The organism is Sphingomonas gilva, from assembly GCF_003515075.1.
Classification (GTDB): domain Bacteria; phylum Pseudomonadota; class Alphaproteobacteria; order Sphingomonadales; family Sphingomonadaceae; genus Sphingomonas; species Sphingomonas gilva.
This window is the reverse complement of record NZ_QWLV01000003.1, coordinates 230,173-255,421: the sequence shown is the minus strand read 5'-3', so window position 1 is coordinate 255,421 and position 25,249 is coordinate 230,173. Positions and strand designations below refer to the sequence as shown.

Sequence of the window (25,249 nt, the reverse complement as noted above, 5' to 3'; positions counted from 1 at the left end):
ACGCGGACGCGCTTTGGTGTATTAGGATGGCATGACAGCGCTCGAATCCGCCGACAGCCCCGTCTATCTCCGCCTGCGCGCGATCATTTCCGCGGCGATCCTGCGCGGCGAATATGGCGCGGGCGACCAGCTCCCCTCGGTCCGCGCCTTCGCCGCCGAGCAGGGCGCCAACCCGCTGACCGTCGCCAAGGCCTATCAGAGCTTCCAGGACGACGGGCTGGTGGAGGTGCGCCGCGGCGTCGGCATGTTCGTGCTGCCCGGCGCGGTCGAGCAGCTGCGCATCGCCGAGCGCGACCGCTTCGTCAGCGAATATTGGCCCAAGATCCGCGAGCACGCCGCGCTGCTGGGGCTAGACCTGAACGAACTGATGGAGCGCGAGACGGTTTAGCCTTCAATCCTCCCTCGCGAAGCGGGGGAGGGACCGCTCGAAGAGCGGTGGAGGGGGATCGTCACGAGCGCTCCGTCTGCGGCTTGCCCCCTCCACCATGCTGCGCATGGTCCCCCTCCCCCTGCTTCGCATGGGGAGGATTTAGGCGGCGAACGCTTCCGCATTCACTGCGTACAGCACATCCGCGCTGGCCATTGCCGCCGGCTTGAGGCCGAGCGCCTCGGGGACGAGCTGGTCGAGGTAGAAGCGGGCGCTGGCGCGCTTGATTCGTGCGAAATCGTCGGTGCCGGACGCCGCCCTTCCCTGGCGCTCCATCAGCCAGCCGCAGACCGCGACGGCGCACATCGTCAGGAAGGGCGAGCTTCCCGCCAGGCGATCGTCGGGATCGGCTCCGGCGAGGTGGGCGGCCGCGGCTTCGATCGCGTCGATCAGGTCGCGCAGCGCCGCGTGCTCCGCCTCGGCGCGCATGTCGGCAATGAGCGCGGCGAGCACGCCGCCGCCGTCCAGCCCCAGCTTGCGGCCGACCAGATCGGCGGCCTGGATGCCGTTGGTGCCCTCGTAGATCGGGGTGATGCGCGCGTCGCGGAAATGCTGGGCGGCGCCGGTCTCCTCGATATAGCCCATGCCGCCATGGACCTGCACGCCCAATGAAGCGACCGCGCAGCCGATATCGGTGCCGTGGCTCTTGGCGAGCGGGGTGAGCAGGTCGGCGCGCTTCCGCGCCGCATCGTCGCCCAGATTGCCGCGATCGACCTGGCCGGCGGCGTAATAGACCAGGGCGCGGATCGCCTGCGTCTCCGCCTTCATCCGCACCAGCATGCGGCGGACGTCGGGATGCTCGACGATCGCGACCGGCCCCGCGCCGGGGGCGGAGGCGCGCGCCGACTGGACACGCTCGCGCGCATAGGCGACCGCGCGCTGGGTCGCGGCCTCGGCGACCTGCACCCCCTGCAGGCCGACATTCAATCGGGCGTTGTTCATCATCGTGAACATCGCGCGCATGCCGCCATGCTCGGGCCCGATCAGCTCGCCGACGCAATCGCCATTGTCGCCGAAGGAGAGCACGCAGGTGGGCGAGGCGTGGAGGCCCATCTTGTGCTCGATCGAGACCACGCGGACATCGTTGGGCGCGCCCGGCCGCCCTTCGGCATCGAGCCGGTATTTGGGGACGAGGAACAGCGAGATGCCGCGCGTCCCCGCCGGCGCGTCGGGGGTGCGGGCGAGGACGAGATGGACGATGTTGTCGGCCATGTCGTGATCGCCGAACGAGATGAAGATCTTGGTGCCCTTGACGCTCCATGTGCCGTCGCCGCGCGGGGTGGCCATGGTGCGCAGCGCGCCGACGTCGGAACCGGCCTGCGGCTCCGTCAGGTTCATCGTCCCCGTCCAGGCGCCGGTGGCGAGGTGCGGCAGATAGAGCGCCTGCTGCTGCTGCGTGCCGTGGTGCGCCAGCGCCTCGATCGCGCCGACGGTGAGCGTCGGCGCGAGCGCGAAGCCCATATTGGCCACGCCCAGCGTCTCCAGCACCGCGGTGGAGAGCGCGAAGGGCAGCCCCATGCCGCCATATTCGACCGGCGAGCCGACCGTGCCCCAGCCGCCGTCGACATAGTCGCGGTACGCCTGGGCGAAGCCTTGGGGCATCCGGACGCCGTCGGCGGTGAGCTTGGGCCCGTCCGTGTCCCCCTTTCGTGCGAGCGGTTCCCATTCGCCCGCGGCGAACTGGCCGACGCCTTCGAGGATCGCGTCGATCGTGTCGGGCGTCGCCTCGGCGAAGCGCTCGCTGGCGGCGAGATCGGCGATGCCGGCGACATGCTCCAGCACGAAACGCTGCTCGGCGACGGGCGGGGTGAAGGGCATCGGCGGCTTCCTCTCTGCTATGCGCGCGGGCTATAGCGCGCGGCCATGAGCCCCACAAATCCGCCGTTCGAGACGATCGCCTTACCCTACGGCGAGGCCGCCATCGCCGAAGCGCGCGCGCGAATCGCGCGCGGCGAGCCGGTCGCGGTGCCGACCGAGACGGTCTACGGCCTCGCCGCCGACGCGACCGATGCGGCGGCCGTGGCGCGCATCTATGCGGCCAAGGGGCGGCCGAGCTTCAACCCGCTGATCGTGCATGCGCCGAGCCTCGAAGCCGCGCGGGGCATCGCCGCGTTCGACGCCGAGGCCGAACGGCTCGCCGCCGCCTTCTGGCCGGGCCCGCTGACGATGGTGCTGCCGCGCGCCGAGGGAAGCCCGGTCGCGGCCCTGGCGACGGCGGGCCTGGAGACGGTGGCGGTGCGGGTGCCGGCGCACCGCGCGATGCGCGCGCTCCTGGAGGCGTGCGGCAAGCCGCTCGCCGCGCCCTCGGCCAACGCCAGCGGCGCGATCAGCCCGACGCGCTGCAGCCACGTGCTGGCGAGCCTGGGCGGGCGGATCGGCCTGGTCATCGACGACGGGCCGACCAGCGCCGGCCTCGAATCGACCATCGTCGCACCGGCGTCGCACGCGATCCTGCGGCCCGGCCCGGTGACCGCCGAGATGCTGGGGCCGGATTATTCGGCCTATGCGGGCGATGCGGTGACCGCGCCCGGCCAGCTCGCGAGCCATTATGCGCCGGGGAAACCGCTGCGACTGGAAGCCGTCAATGCCAAGCCGGGTGAATGGCTGATCGGATTCGGGCAGGTGACCGGCCATGACACGCTGTCCGTCACAGGCGATCTGACCGAAGCTGCTGCACGGCTGTTCGACGCGCTGCACCGCGCCGATGCGAGCGACGGCCAAGCCATCGCAATCGCGCCGATCCCTTCCGATGGCCTGGGCGCGGCGATCAACGACCGGCTGGCGCGGGCCGCGGTTCGGTGATCTACCATCCGTCGCCCCTGCGCAGGCAGGGGCCGCTGGGTTTGTGGCACAATCTACGTAGCGTATGCCGATAGCGGCCCCTGCCTGCGCAGGGGCGACGGTTAGACGAGCGCCGCGAACGCCGGGGCGTGGTCGATCCGGCCGGTGGGGACGGGCAGCGGGCCGCCCAGCGGCAGCACCATCAGGTGCGGCCCGGCATAGGGACTGGAGAAACCGCGCGCCTGCGCCGCGCCGAAGCCGAAGCGGCCGTAATAGTCGGGATCGCCCAGCACGAAGATGGCGCGCGCGCCCGCGACCTGGCCGGCCTGGATGGCGGCGCGGACGAGCGCGCTGCCCACCGCGCGGCGCTGATGATCGGGCCGCACCGCGAGCGGCGCCAGCGCGAGCGAGGGGAAGGGCGCGGCGAGCCCCGAAAGCAGGATATGGCCGACGATCTCGTCCGCCTCGACCGCGACGAGCGAGACCACCGTGTCGCCATCGGCGTCGAGCGCCGCGATCAGCCGCGCCTCGTCCTCTCCGCCAAACGCCGCCGTAACCACCGCATGGATCGCGGCGGCATCGTCAGGGAAGGCGGGGCGGATCAGGATGCGATCAGCCTTTCGGCGAAGCGGCGCACGGCGGGGCCGATATCCTCGCGCTCCAGCGCCAGCGCCAGATTGGCCTGGATATAGCCCGCCTTGTCGCCGCAATCGAAGCGGCGGCCGTCGAAGGTATAGCCGTGGAAGGGCTGCTTCCCGATCAGCTGCGCCATCGCGTCGGTCAGCTGGATCTCGCCGCCGGCCCCCGTCACCGGATTGTCGAGGATGCGCATCACCTCCGGCTGCAGGATGTAGCGGCCGGGGATCATCAGGTTCGATGGCGCGGTGCCGGCGCTTGGCTTCTCGACCAGCCCGGTCACCTCGGTCACCGGCCCGTCCTGCGCGCCGGGGGTGATGATGCCGTATTTGTGCGTCTCGTCCGCCGCGACCTCGAGCGCGCCGATGACGTTGCCGCCGAGCCGGTTGTAGGCCCCCACCATCTGCTTGAGGAAACCGGGCGCGCCGACCATCAGCTCGTCGGGCAGCAGCACCGCGAAGGGCTCGTCGCCGACGATCTCGCGCGCGCACCACACGGCATGGCCCAGGCCGAGCGGCTCCTGCTGGCGGATATAGACCGGGCTGCCCGGCGTCATCCGGATGCCCTCGATCGGCTCCAGCGACTTGCCGCGCTCCGCCATGGTCGATTCGAGCTCGTAGGAGATGTCGAAATGATCCTCGAGCGCCGCCTTGCCGCGCCCGGTGACGAAGATGATCTGCTCGATTCCCGCTTCCTGCGCCTCCTCAACCGCATATTGGATCAGCGGCTTGTCGACGACGGTCAGCATCTCCTTGGGCATCGCCTTGGTGGCGGGCAGGAAGCGCGTGCCGAGGCCGGCGACGGGGAACACGGCCTTGCGAAGCGGCTTGATGGTCATGGGAATGCGAACCTCTCTATCGGTCGCCGCGGCGATTAGCCGACCGCTCGAGCGAGGGGAAGCGCCGGGTCATCCCAGATTCTTGACGATCTCCTCGACCATCTTCTTCGCATCGGCGAGGAGCATCATCGTGTTGTCCTGGTAGAACACGTCGTTGTCGACGCCGGCATAGCCGACGCCGCCCATGCTGCGCTTGATGAACAGCACGGTCTTCGCCTTGTTCACGTCGAACACCGGCATGCCGTAGATCGGCGATGACTTGTCGGTCTTGGCCGCCGGGTTCACCACATCGTTGGCGCCGATGATGAAGGCGACGTCGGTCTGGGCGAACTCCGAATTGATGTCTTCGAGCTCGAACACCTCGTCATAGGGGACGTTCGCCTCCGCGAGCAGCACGTTCATATGTCCCGGCATGCGGCCGGCGACGGGATGGATGGCGTATTTGACCGTGACGCCCTCCTCCTTGAGCATGTCCGCCATCTCGCGAAGCGCGTGCTGCGCCTGGGCCACCGCCATGCCGTAGCCGGGGACGATGATCACCTGATCGGCCTGCTTCATCAGGAAGGCCGCGTCCTCGGCCGATCCGCGCTTCCACGGGCGATCGGTCGCCGCCGCGCCCGCATCGCCGCCGCCCGCCGCGCCGAAGCCGCCCGCGATGACCGAGATGAAGCTGCGGTTCATCGCACGGCACATGATGTAGGAGAGGATCGCGCCCGACGATCCGACCAGCGCGCCGGTGACGATCATCGCGGTGTTGCCGAGGGTGAACCCCATCGCCGCCGCCGCCCAGCCCGAATAGCTGTTGAGCATCGAGACGACGACCGGCATGTCCGCGCCGCCGATCGGGATGATCAGGAGGAAGCCGATCGCGAAGGCGAGCGCGGTGACCGTCCAGAACATCCAGGCATCGGGCGTCGCCGCCGCGGTCCACAGGCCGATCAGGGCGAGGATCGCGGCAAGCGTGCCGAGGTTGATCAGGTGCCGCGCGGGCAGCAGGATCGGCTTGCCCGACATGTTGCCATTGAGCTTGAGGAAGGCGATCACCGAGCCGGAGAAGGTGATCGCGCCGATCGCGACGCCGAGGCCCATCTCGATCCGGCTGACGGGGAGGATCTCGCCGTCGGCGCCGACGATGCCGAAGGCGCCGGGGTTGAGGAAGGCGGCCGCCGCGACCAGCACCGCCGCCAGGCCGACCAGCGAGTGGAAGGCGGCGACCAGCTGGGGCATCGCCGTCATCGCGATCCTGCGCGCGATGACGAAGCCGATCACGCCGCCGATGACGATGGCGACGAGAATCTCGGCCAGGCTGGCGATCTCGTGCGTCACCAGCGTGGTGACGATGGCGATCCCCATGCCGATCATGCCGAGCCGGTTGCCCCGGCGGCTGGTGGTGGGCGAGGACAAGCCCCTCAGCGCGAGGATGAAGCAGACGCCCGCGACCAGATAGGCGAGCGCGACAAAGGGGTTGACGGGAGCGGCCTCGTGCATCGCCTCAGCGCTCCTTCTTCTTGTACATCGCGAGCATGCGCTCGGTGACCGCGAAGCCGCCGAAGATGTTGACGCTCGCCAGCACCACCGTGAGCAGCCCCAGCCACTTGGCTTGGGGCGATCCGGCCGCCGCGGCGGCGATCAGCGCGCCGACGATGATCACCGACGAGATCGCGTTGGTCACGGCCATCAGCGGCGTGTGCAGCGCGGGCGTGACCGACCAGACGACATAATAGCCGACGAAACAGGCCAGCACGAAGATGGAGAGGATGCTGATGAAGTCCATTTTGCCCCCAATGTCTGTCGTTCAGGCCGCGGCGCGTCGCGGCTGCGGCACCGGCCGGCCCATTTCCTGTGCCGCCTCGATCCAGCAGGCGATGGCGTCATAGGCGTTATCGAGGGCTTCTTGCGGCGTATCGCCGTCCGACCGGCAGCCCGGCAGCTCCGGCACGATCGCGATGAATCCGCCGCCGTCCGCATCGGAGAGCGGGCGGATGTCGACCTCGTAATCTTGCGGGTTCATCCGCCCACTCCTCGAACGGCGTCGACGAAGCTGACCAGAGCGCGAACATATACCGGCTTGATCGGCCGGCGCGCCGGAATAGTCAGGATTTCGCCCATGCTTTCATGCTTCACCTTATAATGTGACCCCTTGCGCGGCGCGGTGCAAGCAATGCCCGCCGCCTCGCAGACCGTCACGACATCTTCGATCCGCCAATCGCGCGGGTTGGCTCGCATGGCATCGAGCAGCTTGTCGGCTCTCGCCATGCTATCGAATCATGCCTTCAGCCTTTCGCTCACCACTTCGCCGCCCTTCGTCAGGCGGATCGCGTCGCCGATCTCATCGTCTTCGGGGAGGACGGGCGCAAACGACCAGACGACATGATAGCCGACGAAACAGGCCAGCACGAAGATCGAGAGGATGCTGATGAAGTCCATGTTTCTTCCTCAATCCTCCCCGGAACGGGGAGGGGGACCGGCCGCAGGCCGGTGGAGGGGGTTGGCCGCGCGCGCCACGATCGAGGCGGCCGCGGCATCCACATCGCGGAGTATGTCCTTCGCAGCGATGTGCAGCACGTCGAAACCACGCGTCCTGATCAGAGCCTCGCGACGTTCGTCGTAATCCGGCCTGCCGCCCATATCATGGGCGATGCCGTCGACTTCGATCACCAGCGCCGCTTCGCTGCAGAAGAAATCGACGATATAGGGTTCGATCGGATGCTGCTTGCGGAATTTGAGGCCATGAGGGCGCGATCTCAGCCGCTGCCACAGCAGGACTTCAGGCAGCGACATGGTCTTCCGCAGGCGACGGGCTGCGTACACCACGGGGCGTTGCATGGGTGGAGAGCCCCCTCCACCGCGCTTCGCGCGGTCCCCCTCCCCGTAGCGGGGAGGATTGGCGGCGGCCTCGTTCACCCCCTCAGCCTCTCGCTCACCACTTCGCCGCCGCGCGTCAGGCGGATCGCGTCGCCGATCTCGTCGCCTTCGGGGAGGACGGGTTTGCCCGCTTCCTTGTCCCAGAAGGTCGAGAGGAAGGTGTGGAGGTTGCGGGCGAACAGCGCCGAGGCGTCGGTCGCGAGGCGGCTCGGCACGTTGCGGTGGCCGACGATCTTGACGCCGTGCTTCTCGACCACCTCGCCCGCGACCGCGCCTTCGACATTGCCGCCGGCCTCCACCGCCAAGTCGACGATGACGCTGCCGGGGCGCATCGTCGCGAGCTGCGCGTCGCTGATCAGCCTTGGAGCCGGACGCCCGGGGATCAGCGCGGTGGTGATGACGATGTCCTGCTTGGCGATGTGCGAGGAGACCAGCTCGGCCTGCGCCGTCTTGTATTCGTCGGACATCTCGGTGGCGTAGCCGCCCGATCCCTCGCCCTCGATGCCCTTCACATTCTCGACGAAGATCGGCTTGGCGCCGAGCGACTGGATCTGCTCCCTGGTCGCCGAGCGCACGTCGGTCGCCGAGACCTGCGCGCCCAGCCGGCGCGCGGTGGCGATCGCCTGCAGCCCGGCGACGCCGACGCCCATCACGAAGACCTTGGCGGCGGAGATCGTGCCCGCCGCGGTCATCATCATCGGGAAGGCGCGGCCATATTCCGCCGCCGCGTCGAGCACCGCCTTATAGCCGGCGAGATTGGCCTGGCTCGACAGGATGTCCATCGATTGCGCGCGGGTGATGCGCGGCATGAACTCCATCGCCAGCGCCTCTATGCCGAGCTTGGCGTAGTCGTCGACCCGCGCGCGCTCACCGAAGGGATTGAGCCCGGCGACGAGCCAGGCGCCCTGCTTGACCCCGGAGAGGCTGTCGGGCGGTGGCCCTTGCACGCCGAGCAGGATGTCGGCGCCCGCGATCGCGCCCGCACGATCGGCCAGCGTCGCGCCGGCCGCCTCGTAATCTGCGTCGGCATAGGATGCCGCGACACCCGCGCCGCGCTCGACCGTCATCTCGGCGCCGAGCGCGGCGAACTTCTTGACCGTTTCGGGCGTGGCGGCGACGCGGCGTTCGCCCGCGGCGAGCTCCTTCAGGACCGCGATCTTCACGCGCGAACCGGTCAGGAGATCATGAAGATGACGGCGAGCGCCGCCACGAAGCTGACGATCGTTCCCCATTTGAGGAGGCTCATCACGCCGCCATAGGTCTTGACGTGCGCCTTCATGTCCATCTCGCCGTGCTCGGCCATCGTTCTTCCCTGTCTCGGACGAAGTTTGGCGCGTCTTAGCCAGCAATGCCCATATCGCGCAACAGGGTTGCGCGGGCGAAGACGCTCTCGAACATTTCTGCCGTCAGCCGGCCGGTATTCTGATTGTATCTGGAGCAGTGATAGCTGTCGATCAGCACGCGCCCGCCCGGCATGCGGTGCTCGGCGAGATGGCCGAAGCGGCATTTCGGGAGCCGCCCGCCCAGTATCTTCACCGCCGACTGATGCGCGATCTGGCCGAGCGCGATAAAGATGCGCGCGCCCGGCAGCACCGCCGCCTGCCCTTCGAGGAAGGGGCGGCAGGTGCGGATCTCCTCGGGCGTGGGCTTGTTCTGCGGCGGCAGGCACTTGACCGAATTGACGATGATCGCGCCGTTCAGGCGCAGGCTATCGTCGGGGCGACCTTCGTAGCGGCCCGTCGCCAGGCCATATTTGGCGAGCGTGGCGAACAGCAGGTCGCCCGCGTAATCGCCGGTGAAGGGGCGGCCGGTGCGGTTGGCGCCGTGCTTGCCCGGGGCGAGGCCGACGATGGCGAGCCAAGCGCCTGGATCGCCGAACGCGTTTACCGGCGCGTTCCACCAATCGGGATGCTCGGCGCGCAATTGCTCGCGGAAGGCGACGAGGCGCGGGCAGCGCGGGCAATCATGGGGCGGCTCGGTTTCGGGAATCGGGCTTGGCGCGAACATGGCGGGCGGATAGGCGTTGCCTTCGATCTTATCTACCCGGACCCGTTCGCCCTGAGCTTGTCGAAGCCTGTCCTGAGCTTCGCCGAAGGGGGCCGTCCTTCTTCTTGCAACGGCTGGAAGGGAAGGACGGGGCTTCGGCAAGCTCAGCCCGAACGGTATTCAGGTGCATTATCTTGTCGCCATCGGCAGCAACCGGCCCGGGCGCGCGGGGCCGCCCAGACGCGTGACGGCGGCGGCGATCGCCGCGCTGCCCGGGGTGATCGCCGCGTCGCGGATCATCGAGACCGCGCCCCTCGGCCCGTCACTGCGGCGTTACGCCAACGCGGCGGCGCTGATCGAAAGCGAACTCGCGCCCGATGCGCTGCTCGAGGCGCTCAAGGCGATGGAGCGCGCCGCGGGCCGCCGCGCCGGGCGGCGCTGGGGGGGGCGCGTGCTCGATCTCGATATCGTGCTGTGGTCGGGCGGCTGCTTCGCCGGTTCCGCGCTTACGGTGCCGCATCCGCGCTTTCGCGAGCGCGTTTTCGTGCTGGAGCCGCTCGCCGAGATCGCGCCGGGCTGGCGCGATCCGCTGACGGGGCTGACCGTGCGCCAGCTCCACGCGCGGTTGACCGCGGGGGCGCGCAGGCCTACCTCGCGCGCCGGATGATGTGGGTCCGTAGCTCAGTTGGTAGAGCAAGCGACTTTTAATCGAGAGGTCCCGGGTTCGAGTCCCGGCGGACCCACCATCCCTTCCCCGATCGACCAACGAAGAGCGGCGCCGCCGCCCGGAAGCTCCGGGTGGCGACGCCGCGTCTTGCCGGACCGGCCGGCTCAGCGCTGGAATGCCGGGCGCAATCCGCCGGGCCGCGCGGGCGACGTGCCGGGGCGACGCACCTCGAACCGGTCGCGAACCGGCTCCGCCGGGCGAGCGGCGGCCGGTTGCGGCGCGGCAGCGGCGGCCCTTGCCGCCTCGGCCGCGCGCGCTTCCTGCATGTCGTAGAAATGCGCGCGCGTCAGCCGCTTCTTGAGCGAGACGAAGGGGTTCTCCGGCGTCGGCCCGCGATAGGCGGCCTGGACGTGACGGCCGTAGCGCGAAAGATCGAAGCCGTTGGGCAGCGCCGCGGCGCCTGCGGCGATCGGCGCCGGGTCCGTCTCGGCATCGCGGGCGAAAGCCGGGCCCGGAGTCGGGGCCTCGGTCGCCGGCTGCGGCGCTTCCGTCACGGGCCGTTCGGCCGCCGCCTCGGGAGCCGGTTCGAACTCCACGGCGTCCCAAGCCTCCTCGTCGCGGCGACGCCGGCGGCGGCTGAGCGCGAATCCCGCCGCGCCGAGCGCGAGCGCGGCAAGCGCCCCGGCGCCGATCAGCGGCAGCATGTCGTTGCTCGCGCCGGCGGGGCCGGCGACGGGCGCCGGCGCTGCCTGCGCGTCAAGCGGCGTGGGGGTGGGCACAGCCTCGACGGCGACGGGCGGCGCTAGCGGCTGTGCTTCAGCGGGAGCAGGCGCTGCCGGGACGGTCGCGGGCCGCTCGGCGGCCGCAGGCGCTTCGCGCCGGCTTGTCCGCGCGGGTGCGGCGCGTTCGGGCTCTGCCGAGCGTGTGACCGGCGCGGGTTCGGGCTCCGCGGGCGCGGGCGCCGGCGGGGCGACGGTCGGCGTCGCGGCGGGCGCGGGGACGACCGGCGCGGACTGGATGGTCGGCGTCGCGGGTTGCGGCGTGACGGTCGTGGTCATGCTCGGGGCCGTGCTGCTCGGCGCGGTGCGCACCACGGGCGGCGGCGTCACCGGCGCAGGCGTCGTCGCCTGGGTTTGCGGCTGCACGGTCGCATCCTGCGCGAGCAGCGGCGTGGAAGAGATGGCGATGACAGCGGCAATCGCGGTCATGCCGGGGCGGATGAGATGACTCTTGATAATCATGGCTCCCGTCAATGCGGGCGCGAGGGAATAGGATGCCGCGTTTCGGATGAATCGAGCGGATGAAACGGCGAAGCGAACAAAATTGTTGCCAAAAGACCATAGTCAAGACCGGATACCGATCTGTAAATCTGGCGTTCATCCGCATGTATAGAAGCCGATTCGCCGACTTGCATGCCGCTACTTTACCGTTGTTTGGCCAGTATTTGCCTCTTCTTTGCGAAGGCGCTTCGATCAGGCCGCTTCCGCCACGCTGCGACGCCCGCGCGCGCGGCCCTTGCCCTCGCGCTTGGCGGCGTAGAGCGCGGCGTCGGCGGCGCGGGTCAGCGCATCCAGATCGCGCCCGCACTCGGGGAAGGTGGCGAAGCCCAGGCTGGCGGCGGGCGCGACGGTCTCGCCTTCGATCATCGCCGGCCCGGCGAGCGCCGCGACCAGTTCGTCCATCCGCGCGCGGATCGCCGCCGCGTCCGCGACGCGCTCCAGCAGCACGACGAACTCGTCCCCGCCCAGCCGCCCGGCGACGCCGTCGGGCCCGGCATGCGCCGCCAGCCGCTCGGCGATCAGTCGCAGCATCGCATCGCCGGCATGATGACCGCGGCTGTCGTTCAGCCCCTTGAAATCGTCGAGATCGATCAGCGCCACGGCGAAATCCTCGCCCCGCGCGATCGCCGCCTCGATCCGGTCGTGGATCGCGCGCCGATTGGCGAGCCCGGTCAGCGGATCGCGCGCGGCGAGATCGTGGATCTGCTGCTGCAGCGCCAGCCGCGCGATCATCTGGCCGTGATAATCGCGCAGGAAGCCGATCTTGAGCGCGGCGACGCTCATCATGCTGACGGCGATCACCTGCGCCATGAAATTGCCCGTGAGCAGCATGGCGAGGCCGCACGGCGCGATGCCGGCGACGAGCGTGGCGACCGAGGCGAGGCGCATCGGCGCCAGGCAATGGGCGATGCTGAACACGCCGAAGGCGAGCGAGATCGGGATCAGCAGCGGATAATCGAACCCGCCAGCCAGATAGGTCGCGGCGGCGAAGGCGCTGACGATCGCCACCGAGCCGATCGCCGCGCGGTTCGCGCCGGCGAGGAAACGGCCCATTTCCGCCGGTCCTGGCCGCGCCGCGCGGTTGCGCCGCCGCCATGTCACGATCCGCCACAGGCAGAACAGGATGATCGCCGACGTCCAGGCGTAATAGCCGGCGGGCGTGTGCTGCCGCCACAGCACGAAATCGACGATCAGCAGGTTGAGGATGGCGATCATATGGAGGATCGGCACCTGGCGGCGGATGCTGTCGAACTGATAGGCGGCAAGCGCGGGCGCGATCGCCGACGGCACGGCGGGAAACCACCTTGCCAATGCGGCGCGCGCCACCTTCCGCATCGTCATTCCCCCACGACTGCACGCGGCCATAGCCCGCCGCCGCGATATCGCAAGCGCTTACGAAGATTGGGTTAACCAGATTGGCCGAGCGGCCTCAATGCGCCCAGCGCTCGCCCAGCAGTTCGGCCTTGCCGTCCTTCATCCGCACCTCCATCGCCGGTTCGTCGGTGCGGCCGGGGGCGAACAGCTCGTAGATCACCGTGCCGTCGGTCTGGGTGCTCTCGATCACGCGCTCGGGCGCGAATGCGCCCGCCGCCGCCCTGGCCGCGGCTATGGCGGCGGCGGGCGCCTCGCTCCAGGCGATGTCGCGCTGGATCTCGACCACGCGGAAGGCGCCCTTCTCCTCCAGCATGTCGAGCTCGACCTCGCTGCCGTCGGGCCGCGTCCCCTCGACGTCATAATAGACGCGTCCCTCGCGCTCCTTGCGCTCGGCCTCGGCGATGGTCATCCCCGGCACGGTCTGCTCGGCGAGCGCACGCACCTCCGCCGGCACGGCCTCGCCCGCGACCGCGCTGGCGTTGGTCACCGGCCCCGGCGGCAGCACGCCGTTCGCCGCCGCCGTTTCGTTCGCATCACCGCCCGAGCAGCCGGCCAGCGCCAGCGCGCCCGCGATCAGTGCAACCCGCATCACCCTCTCCCGCTTCGCTCGATCACAGCCTGCACCTCGGCGCGCCCGGCATCAAGCCGGCGCTGTCCATCGTCGGCATGACTTGCTCGATTCCGCCATATGGAGGCCCCGGCGGAACATCGCCGCTGTGCGGAGCATTCCCCATGCGAATCTTCGGAGGAGAAAGGATGCGACCGCTCACGCCTTGCCTGCTTGCCGCCCTGCTCGCCGCGTGCGCTCCTTCGTCAACCGGAGACGCGGAGGCCGACGACATGGCTTCGCCGGATACCGCGAACGCGGCCGTCGCAATCGTGGCGGCCAATGCCGCCGCGCCCGGCATCGAAGCGCTGGCCGGCGCCTGGGACATGGTGTCGAGCGGCGAGGGCAGCGGCCTGTTCCTCGCCCGCCGCGACGGCGAGCGGCTGGTCCATCTCTTCTGCCCCGCGGGCGATGACGATCTCCTCGTCAACGTGCCGGGCTTCCGTCCGGTCGGCAGCGAGGAGCGGATGTCGCTGGGCGCGGGCGGCGCGGTGGTCGCGCTGGTCGCCGACCCCGCGGGCGATCCGCTGCGCGGAGGGGTCACCGGCGTGGGACCGGTGCCGACCGAACTCGCCGCCATCCTCGCCGGGCGGCCCGCGATCAACTATGGCGCGCAGACGAACGGCCCGCATCCGGCGCCGCCCGCGGAGATGGCGCGCGATTTCGTCATCGCCTGCACCGATTGATCAAGCATGCCGCACGGCAACAGGCGCGCGCTTCGTGCGTTTGGTCCGCATGCCTTCGACTGCGATCCGCCGTTATGATTACGACGCCGATCGGCGTCGGCTGGAGATCGAGTTCATCACGGGCCGCCGCTACAGCTACGCCGATGTTCCGCCTTCGGTAGCCGAGGCGATGCGCCGGGCGACGTCGAAGGGCGGCTTCTTCAACCGCCGCATCCGCGACCGCTACGCCTTCGAACGCCTCGGCGGCTAGAGCCAGCCGGGGGAGTGGACCACCTCCAGCTTCATGCCGTCCGGGTCCTCGAAGAACACCGCGTAATAATCGCCCCAATATTCCGGGTAATGCGCGGGCGGGTCGAGGATCGTGACCCCGTGTTCGACCAGCAGCGCGTGGACCGCGTCGACATCGGCGCGGCTCTCGGCTCGCCAGGCCAGGTGGTGCAGGCCCGGCGCGTAACGCTTGTGGACATGGTCGGAGAGCGCCGGATCGCACGGCTTGAGGCCGAGCGCGGCGCCGCGACCGTCCTGGCGCAGATCCCATTCGCAGCCCTCGGCGTCGTCCTTGACGCAGGTATAGCCAAGGAACTCGAGAAACGGGCCGTAAACCGCCTTCGCCGCCGCCAGATCGCTGACATTCAGGTCGATATGGTGAAAACCGCCGCGGACGATGTCGGGCATGAGGGCTCTCCCTATTTCGCGCTCAGCGCGAAATCGACGCTGACGCGCACCTCGCTGGTGGTCGTCCCGGCGCTGACCGGCGGCGCGGCCGCTTGCGCGACAGCCTCGGGCGCGGCCATGCCGCCATAATAGGGGATCGGCCGGCCTGGATCGCCGCCGTCGCGGATGGCGAGAACGCGCGCGATCTTCAGACCCGCAGCGTCGGCATAGGTCTCGGCGCGGGCGCGGGCCGCCTTGTATGCCGCGGCATAGGCCGATCGGCTGGCCGCCTCGGTATCGGAGATGCGAAGATCGGGCCCGGACACGATGTTGGCGCCCGCCTGCGTCGCCGCCGCGACCGCCGCGCCGACGCCGTCGACCTTGCGGACGCGGACCTCGACCATGTTGTTCGCCTCGAACTGTCCGCGGTTGCGGCCATAGTCGATCCGGCTGACGGAGAGCGCCCGCGTCTGCATGTCGTCGCGGCCGATGCCCAGCGCCTCCAGCGCGGCGAAGACCTTGTTCATCGCTTCGTTGTTGGCTTGGGTCGCCGCCGCGGCGCTCGCCGCGATGCTCGATACGCCGGCGGCGAAGCGCGCTTCGTCCGGCCGGGTCTCCGCGCGGCCGGCGGCGCTGACCTGCAGCAAGGTCTCATCCCGATCGACGCCGCGCGGATCGGGCGCGGGCCGGCCGCATCCGGCGAGCGCGAGCGCTGCGGCAACCGTCATCGTCAGCTTGTGCATGTCAGCCCATCTCCGCACATCGGGGCAACGCCCAGTCGATCGGTTCGGCTCCCTGCGCCTCCAGAAAGGCGTTGGCCCTGGAGAAGTGCCGGCAGCCGAAAAAGCCGTTATGCGCGGAGAGCGGGGAGGGGTGCGCGGCCTTGAGCACCAGATGCCGGCCGCCCCTGTCGGTCGAATCGACGAACGCCGCCTTTTTCTGCGCATAGCTGCCCCACAGCATGAACACGACGGGCTCGGCGCGCGCGTTGATCAGCCGGATCACCGCGTCGGTGAAACGCTCCCAGCCGCGATCGCGGTGCGACGCGGCGAGGCCCATTTCCACCGTCAACACGCTGTTGAGCAGCAGCACCCCCTGCCGCGCCCAATGTTCGAGATGGCCGTGATCGGGGCGCGCCATGCCTATGTCGCTTGCCAGCTCCTTGTAGATGTTGACCAGGCTCGGCGGCGGCGCGACGCCCGGCTGCACCGAAAAGCACAGCCCATGCGCCTGGCCCATGCCGTGATAGGGGTCCTGCCCCAGGATGACGACGCGCACCGAATCGAGCGGCGTCAGGTCGAGCGCGCGGAACCACTCGCCGCCCTTGGGAAAGATGCGCTTGCCGGCCTCCTTCTCGGCGACCAGGAACGCCCTGAGCGCCTGCATGTAGGGCGCCTCGAACTCGCTCCTGAGCGGCTCCAGCCAGGTGGGATGCAGTTTGACGTCGCCCATGGCGCGGGCATGTCAAACCCCGCGACGGCCTGTCAACCAAGGGGCTTGTTCGACGGGCAATCGGATGCGAGGGGACAAGCTGCGCATGCCGGCGTCTCGAAGCGGCAGACGGTCTGGCCGAGTCGCTTCAAGGCGATGTGGAAGCGCAGGAAATCGTCCGCGTTCCAACCGGGCATCGCCGCGGTGACGATCTCGCTCGCCATCTCAGCCTCTGCATGGGTCGCCACCAGCCCAAGCCGGCCCAGCACCCTGAGCACATGGCTGTCGACGATCAGCACCGGCCGCGCGAGCGTGCTTGCGTTGAGCGTCGAGGCGGCGACCTTGCGGCCGACACCCGGCAGCCGCTCCAGCCAGCCGAGCGCTTCCCCTAGCGGCAATCCGCCGAGAAAACCCAGCCGCCAATCGGGCCGTTCGCGCCCGATCAAGCGCAATGCCTCCACCAGCCATTCGGCCTTGGCCGCAGCGAAAGTCACATCGGCGATGACCCGTTCGACGGCGATCGGCGTCGCCGCCGCGATGCCTGCGGCCGATCCGAAGCGCGCGCCAAGCCTTCGATAGGCGGCCAGCGACACCGGATCGCGGGTGCGGCCGCTGATCAGCGATTTGACCAGTTGCCCGACCGGCGTACGCCGCGGCAGCGCCTCGACGCCCACCAGCAAGGGCGTCAGCCGCGACCGCCAGCGTGCGATGTCGTTCGATACGAAGGCGAACTGCCCTTGCATCGTTCGATCATAGAACAAAGCAAGAACCTGTCAAAGGCGTGTTCAATGGCCCTTGCGCGGGATCAGGTGCATCGCGCCGACGATGGCGCCGCCGACGATCAGTCCGACGATACCCGCACCGATCGCGTTGACGGTCCATTCGATCACGCCGCCCAGCGCAGGCACGGCCGCACCGGCCGCGTGCGCGGTGTCATGGATCAGGTGCGGCACGGCGCCAAAGCCGAATTCCTCGATCCCGTGGACGATGATGCCGCCGCCGACCCAGACCATCGCCGCGGTGCCGATGATCGAGAGCGCCTTCAACAGGATCGGCATCGCCTTGACCAGCCCGCGGCCGAAGCTTTGCGCGCTGGTCGATCGCCGCTGCGCCATGTGCAGGCCGATATCGTCCATCTTCACGATGCCGGCGACGACGCCGTAGACGCCGACGGTGATGGCGACGCCGACCGCCGCCAGCACCGCGCCCCGCATCGCCAGGCCCATGTCGGGCAGCTCGGCGAGCGCGATCGCCATGATCTCGCCCGACAGGATGAAATCGGTCCGGATCGCGCCGCCGACCTGGCGATCCTCCAGCTCCTTGGGATCGGTTATCTCGACCACTTGCTCGGCGTGGCGGCTGCCGGAGAGCGCGTGGATGACCTTTTCGGTCCCCTCGAAGCACAGATAGGCGCCGCCCAGCATCAGGATCGGCGTGATCGCCCAGGGCGCGAGCGCGGACAGCGCCAGCGCCGCGGGCAGCAGGAACAAGAGCTTGTTCCTGAGCGAGCCCTTCGCGATCTTCCAGATGATCGGCAGCTCGCGATCCGGCGTCAGCCCGACGACATAGCGCGGCGTCACCGCGGCGTCGTCGATCACCACCCCCGCCGCCTTCGCGCCCGAACGGCTCGCGGCGGCGGCGACATCGTCGAGCGACGTCGCCGCCAGTTTCGTGAGCGCCGCGACATCGTCGAGCAGCGCGACCAATCCACCCGGCATTCCTGTCCCCCTAGCTCGCTTCGGCGATCAGCGCGGCCGCCTTCGGCCCGCTCCAGTCCATCCCGCCCGTCATCCGCCACAGCTCGCGGCCTTGCGCATCGTACAGGATCGTCATCGGCAGCGTCGCCGCATAGGTCATGCTGAAGCCGATCTCGGGATCGAGATAGGGCTTGAGCGCCTTGAACCCCTGCGCCCTCCAATAGGGCGCGACGGCCTCCGCCCCCTGCAGGTCCTGGCTGATCGTCAGCACGGTGAGCTTGCCCGCTTCGCGCAGCGCAAGCGCGTCGAGCGTCGGCATCTCCGCCTTGCACGGCGCGCACCAGGTCGCCCAGAGGTTGACCAGCACCGGTTTGCCCTTGAACGCGGCGAGCGTGGTGTCCGTCCCCTCGGGCGTCTTGAACGCCAGCGCCGGCGCCGCCTCGCCCTTGTGGCTGCGGTCGAGCAACCCTTCTTCGTTGAGCGCAGGCGCGGCCGCCGCCGCATTGTCGGCGGGCGCTTGCTCCACGGGGGGCGATTGCCTATCGCACGCGGCGGCGCACAGGAGCGCCACGGAGATGCAGATCATTCCTGGCCGCAACGAAAGCTCCAATGCGATGTGGGGCGGGCGCTTCGCCGAAGGCCCGGCGTCGGTGATGCGCGAGATAAACGCCTCTATCCCCTTCGACAAGCGGATGTGGCGGCAGGACATCGCCGGATCGAAGGCGCATGTCGCGATGCTCGGCGCGTGCGGCATCGTCGAGCGGACCGATGCGGACGCGATTTCCGCCGGGCTCGATCGGGTCGCGGTGGATTACGAGGCGAACGGCGTGCCGGTCGATCTCGCGCTCGAGGACATCCACATGCTGACCGAGGCGCGGTTGGCCGACGCGATCGGCCCCGTCGCCGGGCGGCTGCACACCGCGCGCAGCCGCAACGACCAGGTCGCGACCGATTTCCGGCTGTGGGTGCGCGACGCGATCGACCAGGTCGATGCCGGCCTCGTCGCGCTGACCCGCGCGCTCATCTCCCGCGCCGAAGAGCATGCCGACAGCGTCATGCCCGGCTTCACCCATTTGCAGGCGGCGCAGCCGGTCACGCTGGGCCATCATCTGTTGGCCTATGTCGAGATGATCGCGCGCGACCGCTCGCGCTTCGCCGATGCGCGGGCGCGGATGAACCGCTGCCCGCTGGGATCGGCGGCACTGGCCGGCACCGGCTTCGCGATCGACCGCGCGATGACGGCAAAGGCGCTCGGCTTCGATGCGCCCACCGCCAACTCGCTCGACGCGGTCAGCGACCGCGACTTCGCGCTCGATTATCTGATGGCCGCCACGCAGTGCGCGCTGCACCTCAGCCGGCTGGCCGAGGAGTTCGTCATCTGGGCGAGCCAGCCCTTCGGCTTCGTCGCCCTCTCCGACCAATGGTCGACCGGCAGCTCGATCATGCCGCAGAAGCGCAATCCCGACGCCGCCGAGCTTGTGCGCGGCCATGCCGGGCGGATAATGGGCTGCATGACGGCGCTGTCGGTGACGATGAAGGGCCTGCCGCTCGCCTATTCGAAGGACATGCAGGACGACAAGCCGCCGGTGTTCGAGGCGCACGACTTGCTCGCGCTGTCGCTCGCGGCGATGACCGGGATGGTGGAGACCGCGACCTTCCGCACCCAACGCATGCGCGAGGTGGCGTCGGCCGGCTTCTCCACCGCCACCGATCTCGCCGACTGGCTGGTGCGCGCGGGCGGCGTGCCGTTCCGCGAGGCGCATCACATCACCGGCCGCTGCGTCAAGGCGGCGGAGGATGCCGGCACCGGCCTCGCCGATCTGCCGCTCGACACGCTCGCCGCGATCGACGCGCGCATCGACCAGCGCGTGTTCGACGTGTTGTCGGTCGACGCCTCGGTCGCCAGCCGCACCAGCCTGGGCGGCACCGCGCCCGCGCGGGTGCGCGAAGCCATTGCCGCGGCACGCGCCGCCCTGGAGCAACATTCATGAGATATCTCGCGCTCATCGCCGCGCTCGCGCTCGCCGCGTGCGGATCGCAGAAGGAGCTGCGCCCGGCGCAGGGCCAGTCGCTGCCGCCCGCGCCCTTCGGCGCCGAAGCCCCGCGCACTGCGGACCAGTTGATCGCGCCCGACGCGCAGGCCCGCCCCGCGCGGAGCGACGAGGTGCTGACCGAATCGCAGGACCGCCCCGCCGACCGTTTCGACCTGCCGCCGCAATAATGGACCATTTCCAGCTCCGTGACGGCGAGATGTTCGCCGAGGATGTGCCGCTGGCGCGCATCGCCGATCAGGTCGGCACGCCGGTCTATGTCTATTCGCGCGCGACCTTCGCGCGCCACGCCGACGTGTTCCGCGAAGGGCTGAGGGACATACCCCGGCTTCACCTGGCTTATGCGATCAAGGCCAATCCCAATCTCGCGGTGCTGCGCGTGATGGCGGATGCGGGCTACGGCGCCGACGTCGTCTCGGGCGGCGAGATGGCGCGGGCGATGGCGGGCGGCGTTCCCGCATCGGGCATCGTCTTTTCGGGCGTGGGCAAGACCCCCGACGAGCTGATCAAGGGGTTGGAAGCGGGCATCGGCCAGTTCAACCTGGAGCTGGAGGAGGAAGGCCGCGTGCTCGGCGCGCTCGCCGCCGCGCGAGGCCTGCGCGCCAACGCGGTGCTGCGCGTCAACCCCGATGTCGATGCGGGAACGCACGCCAAGATCTCGACCGGCAAGGCGGAGAACAAGTTCGGCATCCCGATCGACCAGGCGGTGGCGATGTTCGGCCGCCTCGCCGCCGAGCCCGGCCTCAATTTGCGCGGCATCGCCATCCATATCGGCAGCCAGCTGACCGATCTCGCCCCGCTGGAGGCCGCCTATACCCGCATCGGCCGGCTGGTCGCCGAGCTGCGCGCGCAGGGCCACGCGATCACCCATGTCGATCTCGGCGGCGGCCTGGGCGTGCCCTATCGCCCCGGCGACAATCCGCCGAGCCCCGCGCAGTTCGGCGCGATGGCGGCGCGCGTGACGAACGGCTGGGACGTCGATCTGATGTTCGAGCCCGGCCGCGTCATCGCCGCCAATGCCGGGGTGCTGTTGACCAGGGTGATCTGGGTCAAGCCGGGCGTGGTCCATCCCTATGTCATCGTCGATGCGGCGATGAACGACCTCACCCGTCCCGCGCTCTACGACGCCTATCACCATTTCGAGGCGGTGCGGCCGTCGGGCGAGCGCATGACCGCCAACATCGCGGGACCAGTGTGCGAGACCGGCGACACCTTCGCGATGGCGCGCGAGATCGACGTCGTCGCCTCGGGCGATCTCGCGATCTTCCGCAGCGCGGGCGCCTATGGCGCGACGATGGCTTCGACCTATAACAGCCGCGCCCTGGTGCCCGAGGTGATGGTCGACGGCGACCGCTTCGCCGTCGTCGCGGACCGCATTTCGCCCGAAACGATCATGGCGGCCGAGCGGCTGCCCGAATGGCTCGCCGCCTGATGCATTCGCTGCCGCTGTTCGTAAGGATGGCGGGGCGGCCGGTGATCCTGCTGGGCGAGGGCGAGGCGGCCGACGCCAAGCGCCGCCTGCTCGAACGCGCCGGCGCGAATGTGGTGGGCGAGGATCGCCCCGCAGCGCTCGCCATCGTCGCGATCGAGGATGAAGGCGAGGCGCGGGCCGCCGTCGCGCGGCTGCAGGCGCGGGGGATATTGGTCAATGCGGTCGATCGGCCCGATCTGTGCGATTTCACGCTGCCCGCGATCGTCGACCGCGATCCGCTGCTGATCGCGGTCGCGACCGGCGGCGCGTCGGCGGGGCTCGCCAAGGCGATCCGCCAGCGCATCGAGGCGCTGCTGCCCGCCGGCATCGGCCGCCTTGCCGAGGCGCTGGGCCAGGCCAAGGGCGCGTTGCGCGCTCGCTTCCCCGATGCCGCCGATCGCAGGGCGGCGATCGATGGGGCGCTGGCCGAAGGCGGCGCGCTTGATCCCCTCACGGAGCATGATGTCCACGCCGTCGCGCGCTGGCTTGCCTCGGCCGAAGAATCGGCGGAAACCCGGCTGGTGACGATCCGTCTCGCCTCGCCCGATCCCGATGATCTCACGCTCGTCGCCGCGCGCCTGCTCGGTCGCGCCGATCGCGTCTATCACCGCGCGAACGTGCCGCTCGCGATCCTCGACCGCGCGCGCGCCGACGCGGTTCGCATCGTCTGCGACAAGCCGCCGGCCGATCCCGGCATGGGGCTTTCGCTGGACCTGAGCCTTTGAGCGGCTTCGCCTATCTGGTCCATGACGAGCGCGTCGATGCCGCGCCACCGGACGGCGCGCTCACCCAGTCCTGCGCCTTCGCCTGGATCCATCTCGACGGCCGCACCGACGAGACGACCGCCTGGATTCAGGGGCGGGCGCGTCTCGATCCGCTCGTCGCGGGCGCGCTCGTCGCGACCGAGAGCCGGCCGCGCACCGAGTTCGTCAATGGCGGCGCGCTGGTCAATCTGCGCGGCCGGTCGAGCGAGGAGATGCGCGCATCCGATCCGCTCGCTTCGCTGAGGCTGTGGGCGGAGAAGGGCCGCGTCATCTCGGTCTCGCGGCTGCCGCTGGTGGCCCTGCCTGCGGTGCGCGCGGCGATCGAGGCCGGACGCATCCGCGATCCGGGCGACCTGATCGCGGCGCTGGCGAGCGCGATCACCGCCGATCTCGATCCCGAGGTCGGCGAGCTGGGCGATCGGCTCGACGATTGCGAGGAGATGATCGACGGCGACAAGACCGTCGAGCTGCGCCGCACCGTCGCCAAAGCGCGCAGCCAGGCGATCGGCTATCGCCGCTTCGTCGCGCCCCAGCGCCTTGCGCTCGAACGGCTGGCGGAGACCGAGGCCGATTGGCTGGACGAGGCCGACCGCCGCCATCTGCGCGAGGCGGCCGACCGCGCCGCGCGGATGACCGAGGAGCTCGAAAGCATCCGCGAACGCGCCGCGCTGATCCACGAGGCGCTGACCGATCTGCGCGCCGAGACGATCGACAGCCGCTCGCTGATCATCGCCATCGTCGCGATGATCTTCCTGCCGCTCACGTTCATCACCGGGCTGCTCGGCATGAACGTGCAGGGCATTCCCTATGCCGAGGAACCCTGGGCCTTCTGGGGGGTGGTGGCGCTATGCCTGGCGCTGGCGCTGGGCGTCGCCGCCTATTTCATCCGCGAGCATTGGGTGTCACACTAGGGAGCCGAAAAAGGGCCGTTCGTTTCGAGCGAAGTCGAGAAACGCGCCACCGGCGTTGCGCCAAACGTTTCTCGACTTCGCTCGAAACGAACGGGTTGGGAGGGTCCTACTCAGTCAGACGCCAAGGCCTTAAGCGCCGCGCCTTCGATCCGCCACGGCTCCCAGCCTTCGCCCTTGCGTGCGCCGATATGGGTGTAGAACGCCTTCGCGGTGTCGTTCCAGTCGAGCACCGCCCAGTCGATCCTGGCGCAATCCCGCGCCTTCGCCTCGCGCGCCAATGCCTGGAACAGCGCCCGCCCGGCGCCGGTGCCGCGCAACGCCTCGGACACGAACAGATCCTCCAGATAGAGGCTCGGCCGTCCCGTCCAGGTCGAATAGGTCTGGAACCAGAGAGCGATCCCCTCGGCCCGCCCGTCCAGCTCGGCGACATGGGCGAAGACCTGCGCATTCGGCCCGAACAGCGTTTCGGCGAGCGATTCCTCGGTCGCCATCACCGCATCGGGCTCGCGCTCGTAAACCGCGAGTGCGACGATCAGGCGGAGCATGTCGGCCACGTCGCGCGGCTCGGCGCGGCGGATGACGAGACTCATGCCCGCGCCCTCGTGCCCGCCTCCAGCCCGAGGCTTCCCCACAGCCTGAGCGCATCGGCGTCATCATAGCAATCGTCGGGCGCGCGCCGGTAGTTCATGCTTTTGATCTGCCCGTTCTTGTCGGTCATGCTGAAGCGCTCGGCGCCCGCCGCATCCCATTCGGCGTCGCTCTGCCTGTCGGCCTTGAACCAGAGCGCGTCGCGCGCGACGATCGCGAAGACCGTTCCGTCGCAATAGAAGGTGGCGCCGCTCATCATCCGCCGCCAGGTGACCGTGCCGACCGGCGCCATCGCCTCCACCACCCAGTCGACCAGCCCGGTGTCGAGGCTCACTCGGCGGCTTCCGCCGGCGCGTCGGTCGCCTGCGCCTCGATCTCGGCGGCCTTGGCCTCGACCAGGCGGACGATGTGGTCGACCATGTCCGCGTCCTGGACATGATGGTCGGTCACGCCCGACAGATAGACCATATGCTTGCCCTGGCCGCCGCCGGTGATACCGATATCGGTCTCGCGCGCCTCGCCAGGGCCGTTGACGACGCAGCCGAGCACCGAAAGGCTCATCGGCGTGCGGATATGCTGCAGCCGCTCCTCCAGCGTCTGGACGGTGCGGATCACGTCGAAGCCCTGCCGCGCGCAGCTGGGGCAGGAAACCACACGCACCCCGCGGTTGCGGATGCCCAGCGCCTTCAGAATCTCGAAGCCGACTCGCACCTCCTCCTCCGGCTCCGCCGACAAGGACACGCGGATGGTGTCGCCGATGCCGTACCAGAGCAGCGAGCCGATGCCGATCGCCGACTTGACCGTGCCGCCGACGAAGCCGCCCGCCTCGGTGATGCCCAGATGCAGCGGACAATCGACCGCCTCGGCGAGCTGCTGATAGGCGGCGACCGCGAGGAACAGGTCGCTCGCCTTCACCGCGACCTTGAATTCGTGGAAGTCATGGTCCTGCAACAGCTTGATATGGTCGAGCGCGCTTTCGACCAGCGCCTCCGGGCAAGGCTCGCCGTATTTCTCGAGCAGGTCCTTTTCGAGGCTGCCGGCATTGACCCCGATGCGGATCGCGCAGCCATTGGCCTTGGCGGCATTGACCACCTCGCGCACCCGTTCGGACGAGCCGATATTGCCCGGATTGATCCTGAGGCAGGCCGCCCCCGCGTCCGCCGCCTCGAGCGCGCGCTTATAGTGGAAATGGATATCGGCGACGATCGGCACGCGCGCGGCGCGGACGATCTGCCCGAGCGCCGCGGTCGATTCAACGTCGGGGCAGGAAACGCGGATGATGTCGACACCCGCCTCCTCGCAGCGGCGAATCTGGTCGATCGTCGCCGCCGGATCGCTGGTCGGCGTGTTGGTCATCGTCTGCACCGTGACGGGCGCGTCGCCACCGACGGGGACGGTGCCGACCATGATCTGGCGGCTCTTGCGGCGCACGATGTCGCGCCATGGGCGAATGGACATGCTTCAACTCTTTGGTGACTTGGCCGCGCTATACGCGCCTGCGCGGATTCGCGAAAGGCGCGAGTCCGGCACGGGAA

Annotated in this window: 33 protein-coding genes, 1 tRNA gene and 1 pseudogene; 11 read left to right on the top strand and 24 right to left on the bottom strand. The window is 69.5% G+C overall.

The annotated features are described in order from the left end of the window. Positions 1–31: 31 nt before the first annotated feature. Positions 32–388 carry a GntR family transcriptional regulator gene (locus tag D1610_RS09890; protein WP_118863996.1) on the top strand — a complete coding sequence of 119 codons (357 nt, stop codon included), beginning with the start codon at positions 32–34 and terminating at the stop codon, positions 386–388. A gap of 141 nt (positions 389–529) precedes the next feature. Here D1610_RS09890 and D1610_RS09885 read toward each other — a convergent pair whose 3' ends face one another. Further along, on the bottom strand, positions 530–2,245 hold the full coding sequence (locus D1610_RS09885; protein WP_118863995.1) for an acyl-CoA dehydrogenase: 1,716 nt from the start codon (positions 2,243–2,245) through the stop codon (positions 530–532). A gap of 45 nt (positions 2,246–2,290) precedes the next feature. On the opposite strand from D1610_RS09885, the gene D1610_RS09880 reads away from it, so the two are divergent. Beyond that, positions 2,291–3,229 carry an L-threonylcarbamoyladenylate synthase gene (locus D1610_RS09880; RefSeq protein ID WP_118863994.1) on the top strand — a complete coding sequence of 313 codons (939 nt, stop codon included), beginning with the start codon at positions 2,291–2,293 and terminating at the stop codon, positions 3,227–3,229. A gap of 101 nt (positions 3,230–3,330) precedes the next feature. Here the strand turns inward: D1610_RS09880 and D1610_RS09875 are convergent, their stop codons facing one another. The 11 genes and pseudogenes from D1610_RS09875 to D1610_RS09825 all read right to left on the bottom strand — a co-directional run bounded on the left by D1610_RS09875 (position 3,331) and on the right by D1610_RS09825 (position 9,554). After that, positions 3,331–3,768, bottom strand: a complete 438-nt coding sequence (locus D1610_RS09875) for a GNAT family N-acetyltransferase (RefSeq protein ID WP_245942109.1) — start codon at positions 3,766–3,768, stop codon at positions 3,331–3,333. A gap of 41 nt (positions 3,769–3,809) precedes the next feature. Further along, on the bottom strand, positions 3,810–4,682 hold the full coding sequence (galU, locus tag D1610_RS09870; RefSeq protein ID WP_118863993.1) for a UTP--glucose-1-phosphate uridylyltransferase GalU: 873 nt from the start codon (positions 4,680–4,682) through the stop codon (positions 3,810–3,812). 69 nt (positions 4,683–4,751) lie between these two features. Further along, positions 4,752–6,170, bottom strand: coding sequence for an NAD(P)(+) transhydrogenase (Re/Si-specific) subunit beta (locus D1610_RS09865; RefSeq protein WP_118863992.1), 1,419 nt, complete (start codon positions 6,168–6,170; stop codon positions 4,752–4,754). A 4-nt stretch (positions 6,171–6,174) separates the two neighbouring features. After that, entirely contained in the window at positions 6,175–6,456 is a 282-nt protein-coding gene (locus D1610_RS09860; protein ID WP_118863991.1) for an NAD(P) transhydrogenase subunit alpha part 2, read from the bottom strand. Between the two features lie 21 nt (positions 6,457–6,477). Continuing rightward, positions 6,478–6,693: a type II toxin-antitoxin system HicB family antitoxin gene (locus D1610_RS09855; RefSeq protein WP_118863990.1), complete on the bottom strand. Its 216-nt coding sequence runs from the start codon at positions 6,691–6,693 to the stop codon at positions 6,478–6,480. Continuing rightward, entirely contained in the window at positions 6,690–6,938 is a 249-nt protein-coding gene (locus D1610_RS09850; protein WP_118863989.1) for a type II toxin-antitoxin system HicA family toxin, read from the bottom strand. Before D1610_RS09850 ends, D1610_RS09855 begins: the two co-directional genes overlap by 4 nt. 87 nt (positions 6,939–7,025) lie before the next feature. Next, positions 7,026–7,109: pseudogene (locus D1610_RS09845) on the bottom strand (NAD(P) transhydrogenase subunit alpha); the annotation flags it as partial. A gap of 9 nt (positions 7,110–7,118) precedes the next feature. Beyond that, a complete protein-coding gene (locus D1610_RS09840; protein ID WP_118863988.1) occupies positions 7,119–7,508 on the bottom strand; it encodes an endonuclease domain-containing protein in 390 nt (129 codons plus the stop codon). 74 nt (positions 7,509–7,582) lie between these two features. Beyond that, positions 7,583–8,710 (bottom strand): NAD(P) transhydrogenase subunit alpha, encoded by a 1,128-nt coding sequence (locus D1610_RS09835; RefSeq protein WP_118863987.1) that lies wholly within the window; start codon positions 8,708–8,710, stop codon positions 7,583–7,585. A gap of 11 nt (positions 8,711–8,721) precedes the next feature. Continuing rightward, positions 8,722–8,850: an aa3-type cytochrome c oxidase subunit IV gene (locus D1610_RS09830; RefSeq protein ID WP_118863986.1), complete on the bottom strand. Its 129-nt coding sequence runs from the start codon at positions 8,848–8,850 to the stop codon at positions 8,722–8,724. A 35-nt stretch (positions 8,851–8,885) separates the two neighbouring features. Then, entirely contained in the window at positions 8,886–9,554 is a 669-nt protein-coding gene (locus tag D1610_RS09825) for a uracil-DNA glycosylase (RefSeq protein WP_118863985.1), read from the bottom strand. Positions 9,555–9,717: 163 nt separating this feature from the next. On the opposite strand from D1610_RS09825, the gene folK reads away from it, so the two are divergent. After that, positions 9,718–10,200 carry a 2-amino-4-hydroxy-6-hydroxymethyldihydropteridine diphosphokinase gene (folK, locus tag D1610_RS09820; RefSeq protein WP_425453211.1) on the top strand — a complete coding sequence of 161 codons (483 nt, stop codon included), beginning with the start codon at positions 9,718–9,720 and terminating at the stop codon, positions 10,198–10,200. 3 nt (positions 10,201–10,203) lie between these two features. After that, positions 10,204–10,279 (top strand) — tRNA-Lys (locus D1610_RS09815). A gap of 85 nt (positions 10,280–10,364) precedes the next feature. Here D1610_RS09815 and D1610_RS09810 read toward each other — a convergent pair. The 3 genes from D1610_RS09810 to D1610_RS09800 form a co-directional block, all read right to left on the bottom strand. Further along, the gene (locus D1610_RS09810) at positions 10,365–11,441 is read right to left on the bottom strand and encodes a hypothetical protein (protein WP_118863983.1); all 1,077 of its coding nucleotides are present in this window, start codon (positions 11,439–11,441) and stop codon (positions 10,365–10,367) included. 231 nt (positions 11,442–11,672) lie between these two features. Continuing rightward, complete coding sequence (locus tag D1610_RS09805) at positions 11,673–12,821, bottom strand: GGDEF domain-containing protein (protein WP_182466774.1); 1,149 nt, start codon at positions 12,819–12,821, stop codon at positions 11,673–11,675. Positions 12,822–12,909: 88 nt separating this feature from the next. Further along, complete coding sequence (locus tag D1610_RS09800) at positions 12,910–13,443, bottom strand: PepSY domain-containing protein (RefSeq protein ID WP_222926986.1); 534 nt, start codon at positions 13,441–13,443, stop codon at positions 12,910–12,912. Positions 13,444–13,694: 251 nt separating this feature from the next. On the opposite strand from D1610_RS09800, the gene D1610_RS09795 reads away from it, so the two are divergent. Beyond that, entirely contained in the window at positions 13,695–14,147 is a 453-nt protein-coding gene (locus D1610_RS09795; RefSeq protein ID WP_118863981.1) for a hypothetical protein, read from the top strand. A gap of 34 nt (positions 14,148–14,181) precedes the next feature. Then, complete coding sequence (locus D1610_RS09790; protein WP_245942105.1) at positions 14,182–14,397, top strand: KTSC domain-containing protein; 216 nt, start codon at positions 14,182–14,184, stop codon at positions 14,395–14,397. On the opposite strand, the gene D1610_RS09785 is transcribed toward D1610_RS09790, so the two are convergent. The 6 genes from D1610_RS09785 to D1610_RS09760 are packed head-to-tail and all read right to left on the bottom strand — an operon-like array spanning position 14,394 to position 18,455. Continuing rightward, complete coding sequence (locus D1610_RS09785) at positions 14,394–14,822, bottom strand: VOC family protein (protein ID WP_118863980.1); 429 nt, start codon at positions 14,820–14,822, stop codon at positions 14,394–14,396. The genes D1610_RS09790 and D1610_RS09785 overlap by 4 nt on opposite strands. Positions 14,823–14,833: 11 nt before the next feature. Next, positions 14,834–15,544 (bottom strand): SIMPL domain-containing protein, encoded by a 711-nt coding sequence (locus D1610_RS09780; protein WP_245942103.1) that lies wholly within the window; start codon positions 15,542–15,544, stop codon positions 14,834–14,836. A 1-nt stretch (position 15,545) separates the two neighbouring features. Beyond that, positions 15,546–16,253, bottom strand: a complete 708-nt coding sequence (ung, locus tag D1610_RS09775; protein ID WP_118863979.1) for a uracil-DNA glycosylase — start codon at positions 16,251–16,253, stop codon at positions 15,546–15,548. Positions 16,254–16,285: 32 nt separating this feature from the next. Further along, a complete protein-coding gene (locus D1610_RS09770) occupies positions 16,286–16,975 on the bottom strand; it encodes an endonuclease III domain-containing protein (protein WP_118864063.1) in 690 nt (229 codons plus the stop codon). Between the two features lie 42 nt (positions 16,976–17,017). Then, positions 17,018–17,950, bottom strand: a complete 933-nt coding sequence (locus tag D1610_RS09765; RefSeq protein ID WP_118863978.1) for a DUF808 domain-containing protein — start codon at positions 17,948–17,950, stop codon at positions 17,018–17,020. Positions 17,951–17,960: 10 nt separating this feature from the next. After that, positions 17,961–18,455 (bottom strand): TlpA family protein disulfide reductase, encoded by a 495-nt coding sequence (locus D1610_RS09760; RefSeq protein ID WP_245942098.1) that lies wholly within the window; start codon positions 18,453–18,455, stop codon positions 17,961–17,963. Between the two features lie 88 nt (positions 18,456–18,543). Between D1610_RS09760 and argH the strand changes: the two genes are divergently transcribed. Genes argH through D1610_RS09735 form a run of 5 tightly spaced genes read left to right on the top strand, consistent with a single transcriptional unit; the run spans position 18,544 to position 23,126 of the window. Beyond that, positions 18,544–19,920, top strand: a complete 1,377-nt coding sequence (gene argH, locus D1610_RS09755; protein ID WP_118863976.1) for an argininosuccinate lyase — start codon at positions 18,544–18,546, stop codon at positions 19,918–19,920. Next, positions 19,917–20,150: a hypothetical protein gene (locus tag D1610_RS09750; protein WP_118863975.1), complete on the top strand. Its 234-nt coding sequence runs from the start codon at positions 19,917–19,919 to the stop codon at positions 20,148–20,150. The genes argH and D1610_RS09750 overlap by 4 nt, the downstream gene beginning before the upstream one ends. Further along, entirely contained in the window at positions 20,150–21,412 is a 1,263-nt protein-coding gene (gene lysA, locus D1610_RS09745; protein ID WP_118863974.1) for a diaminopimelate decarboxylase, read from the top strand. The genes D1610_RS09750 and lysA overlap by 1 nt, the downstream gene beginning before the upstream one ends. Next, positions 21,412–22,176, top strand: coding sequence for a precorrin-2 dehydrogenase/sirohydrochlorin ferrochelatase family protein (locus D1610_RS09740; RefSeq protein WP_118864062.1), 765 nt, complete (start codon positions 21,412–21,414; stop codon positions 22,174–22,176). The genes lysA and D1610_RS09740 overlap by 1 nt, the downstream gene beginning before the upstream one ends. After that, a complete protein-coding gene (locus D1610_RS09735; protein ID WP_118863973.1) occupies positions 22,173–23,126 on the top strand; it encodes a zinc transporter ZntB in 954 nt (317 codons plus the stop codon). The genes D1610_RS09740 and D1610_RS09735 overlap by 4 nt, the downstream gene beginning before the upstream one ends. A 110-nt stretch (positions 23,127–23,236) precedes the next feature. Here D1610_RS09735 and D1610_RS09730 read toward each other — a convergent pair whose 3' ends face one another. The 3 genes from D1610_RS09730 to ispG are packed head-to-tail and all read right to left on the bottom strand — an operon-like array spanning position 23,237 to position 25,172. Continuing rightward, positions 23,237–23,716 (bottom strand): GNAT family N-acetyltransferase, encoded by a 480-nt coding sequence (locus tag D1610_RS09730; protein WP_118863972.1) that lies wholly within the window; start codon positions 23,714–23,716, stop codon positions 23,237–23,239. Beyond that, positions 23,713–24,048, bottom strand: coding sequence for a TfoX/Sxy family protein (locus tag D1610_RS09725; RefSeq protein WP_118863971.1), 336 nt, complete (start codon positions 24,046–24,048; stop codon positions 23,713–23,715). Before D1610_RS09725 ends, D1610_RS09730 begins: the two co-directional genes overlap by 4 nt. After that, complete coding sequence (gene ispG / locus D1610_RS09720; RefSeq protein WP_118864061.1) at positions 24,045–25,172, bottom strand: flavodoxin-dependent (E)-4-hydroxy-3-methylbut-2-enyl-diphosphate synthase; 1,128 nt, start codon at positions 25,170–25,172, stop codon at positions 24,045–24,047. Before ispG ends, D1610_RS09725 begins: the two co-directional genes overlap by 4 nt. Positions 25,173–25,249 lie beyond the last annotated feature (77 nt).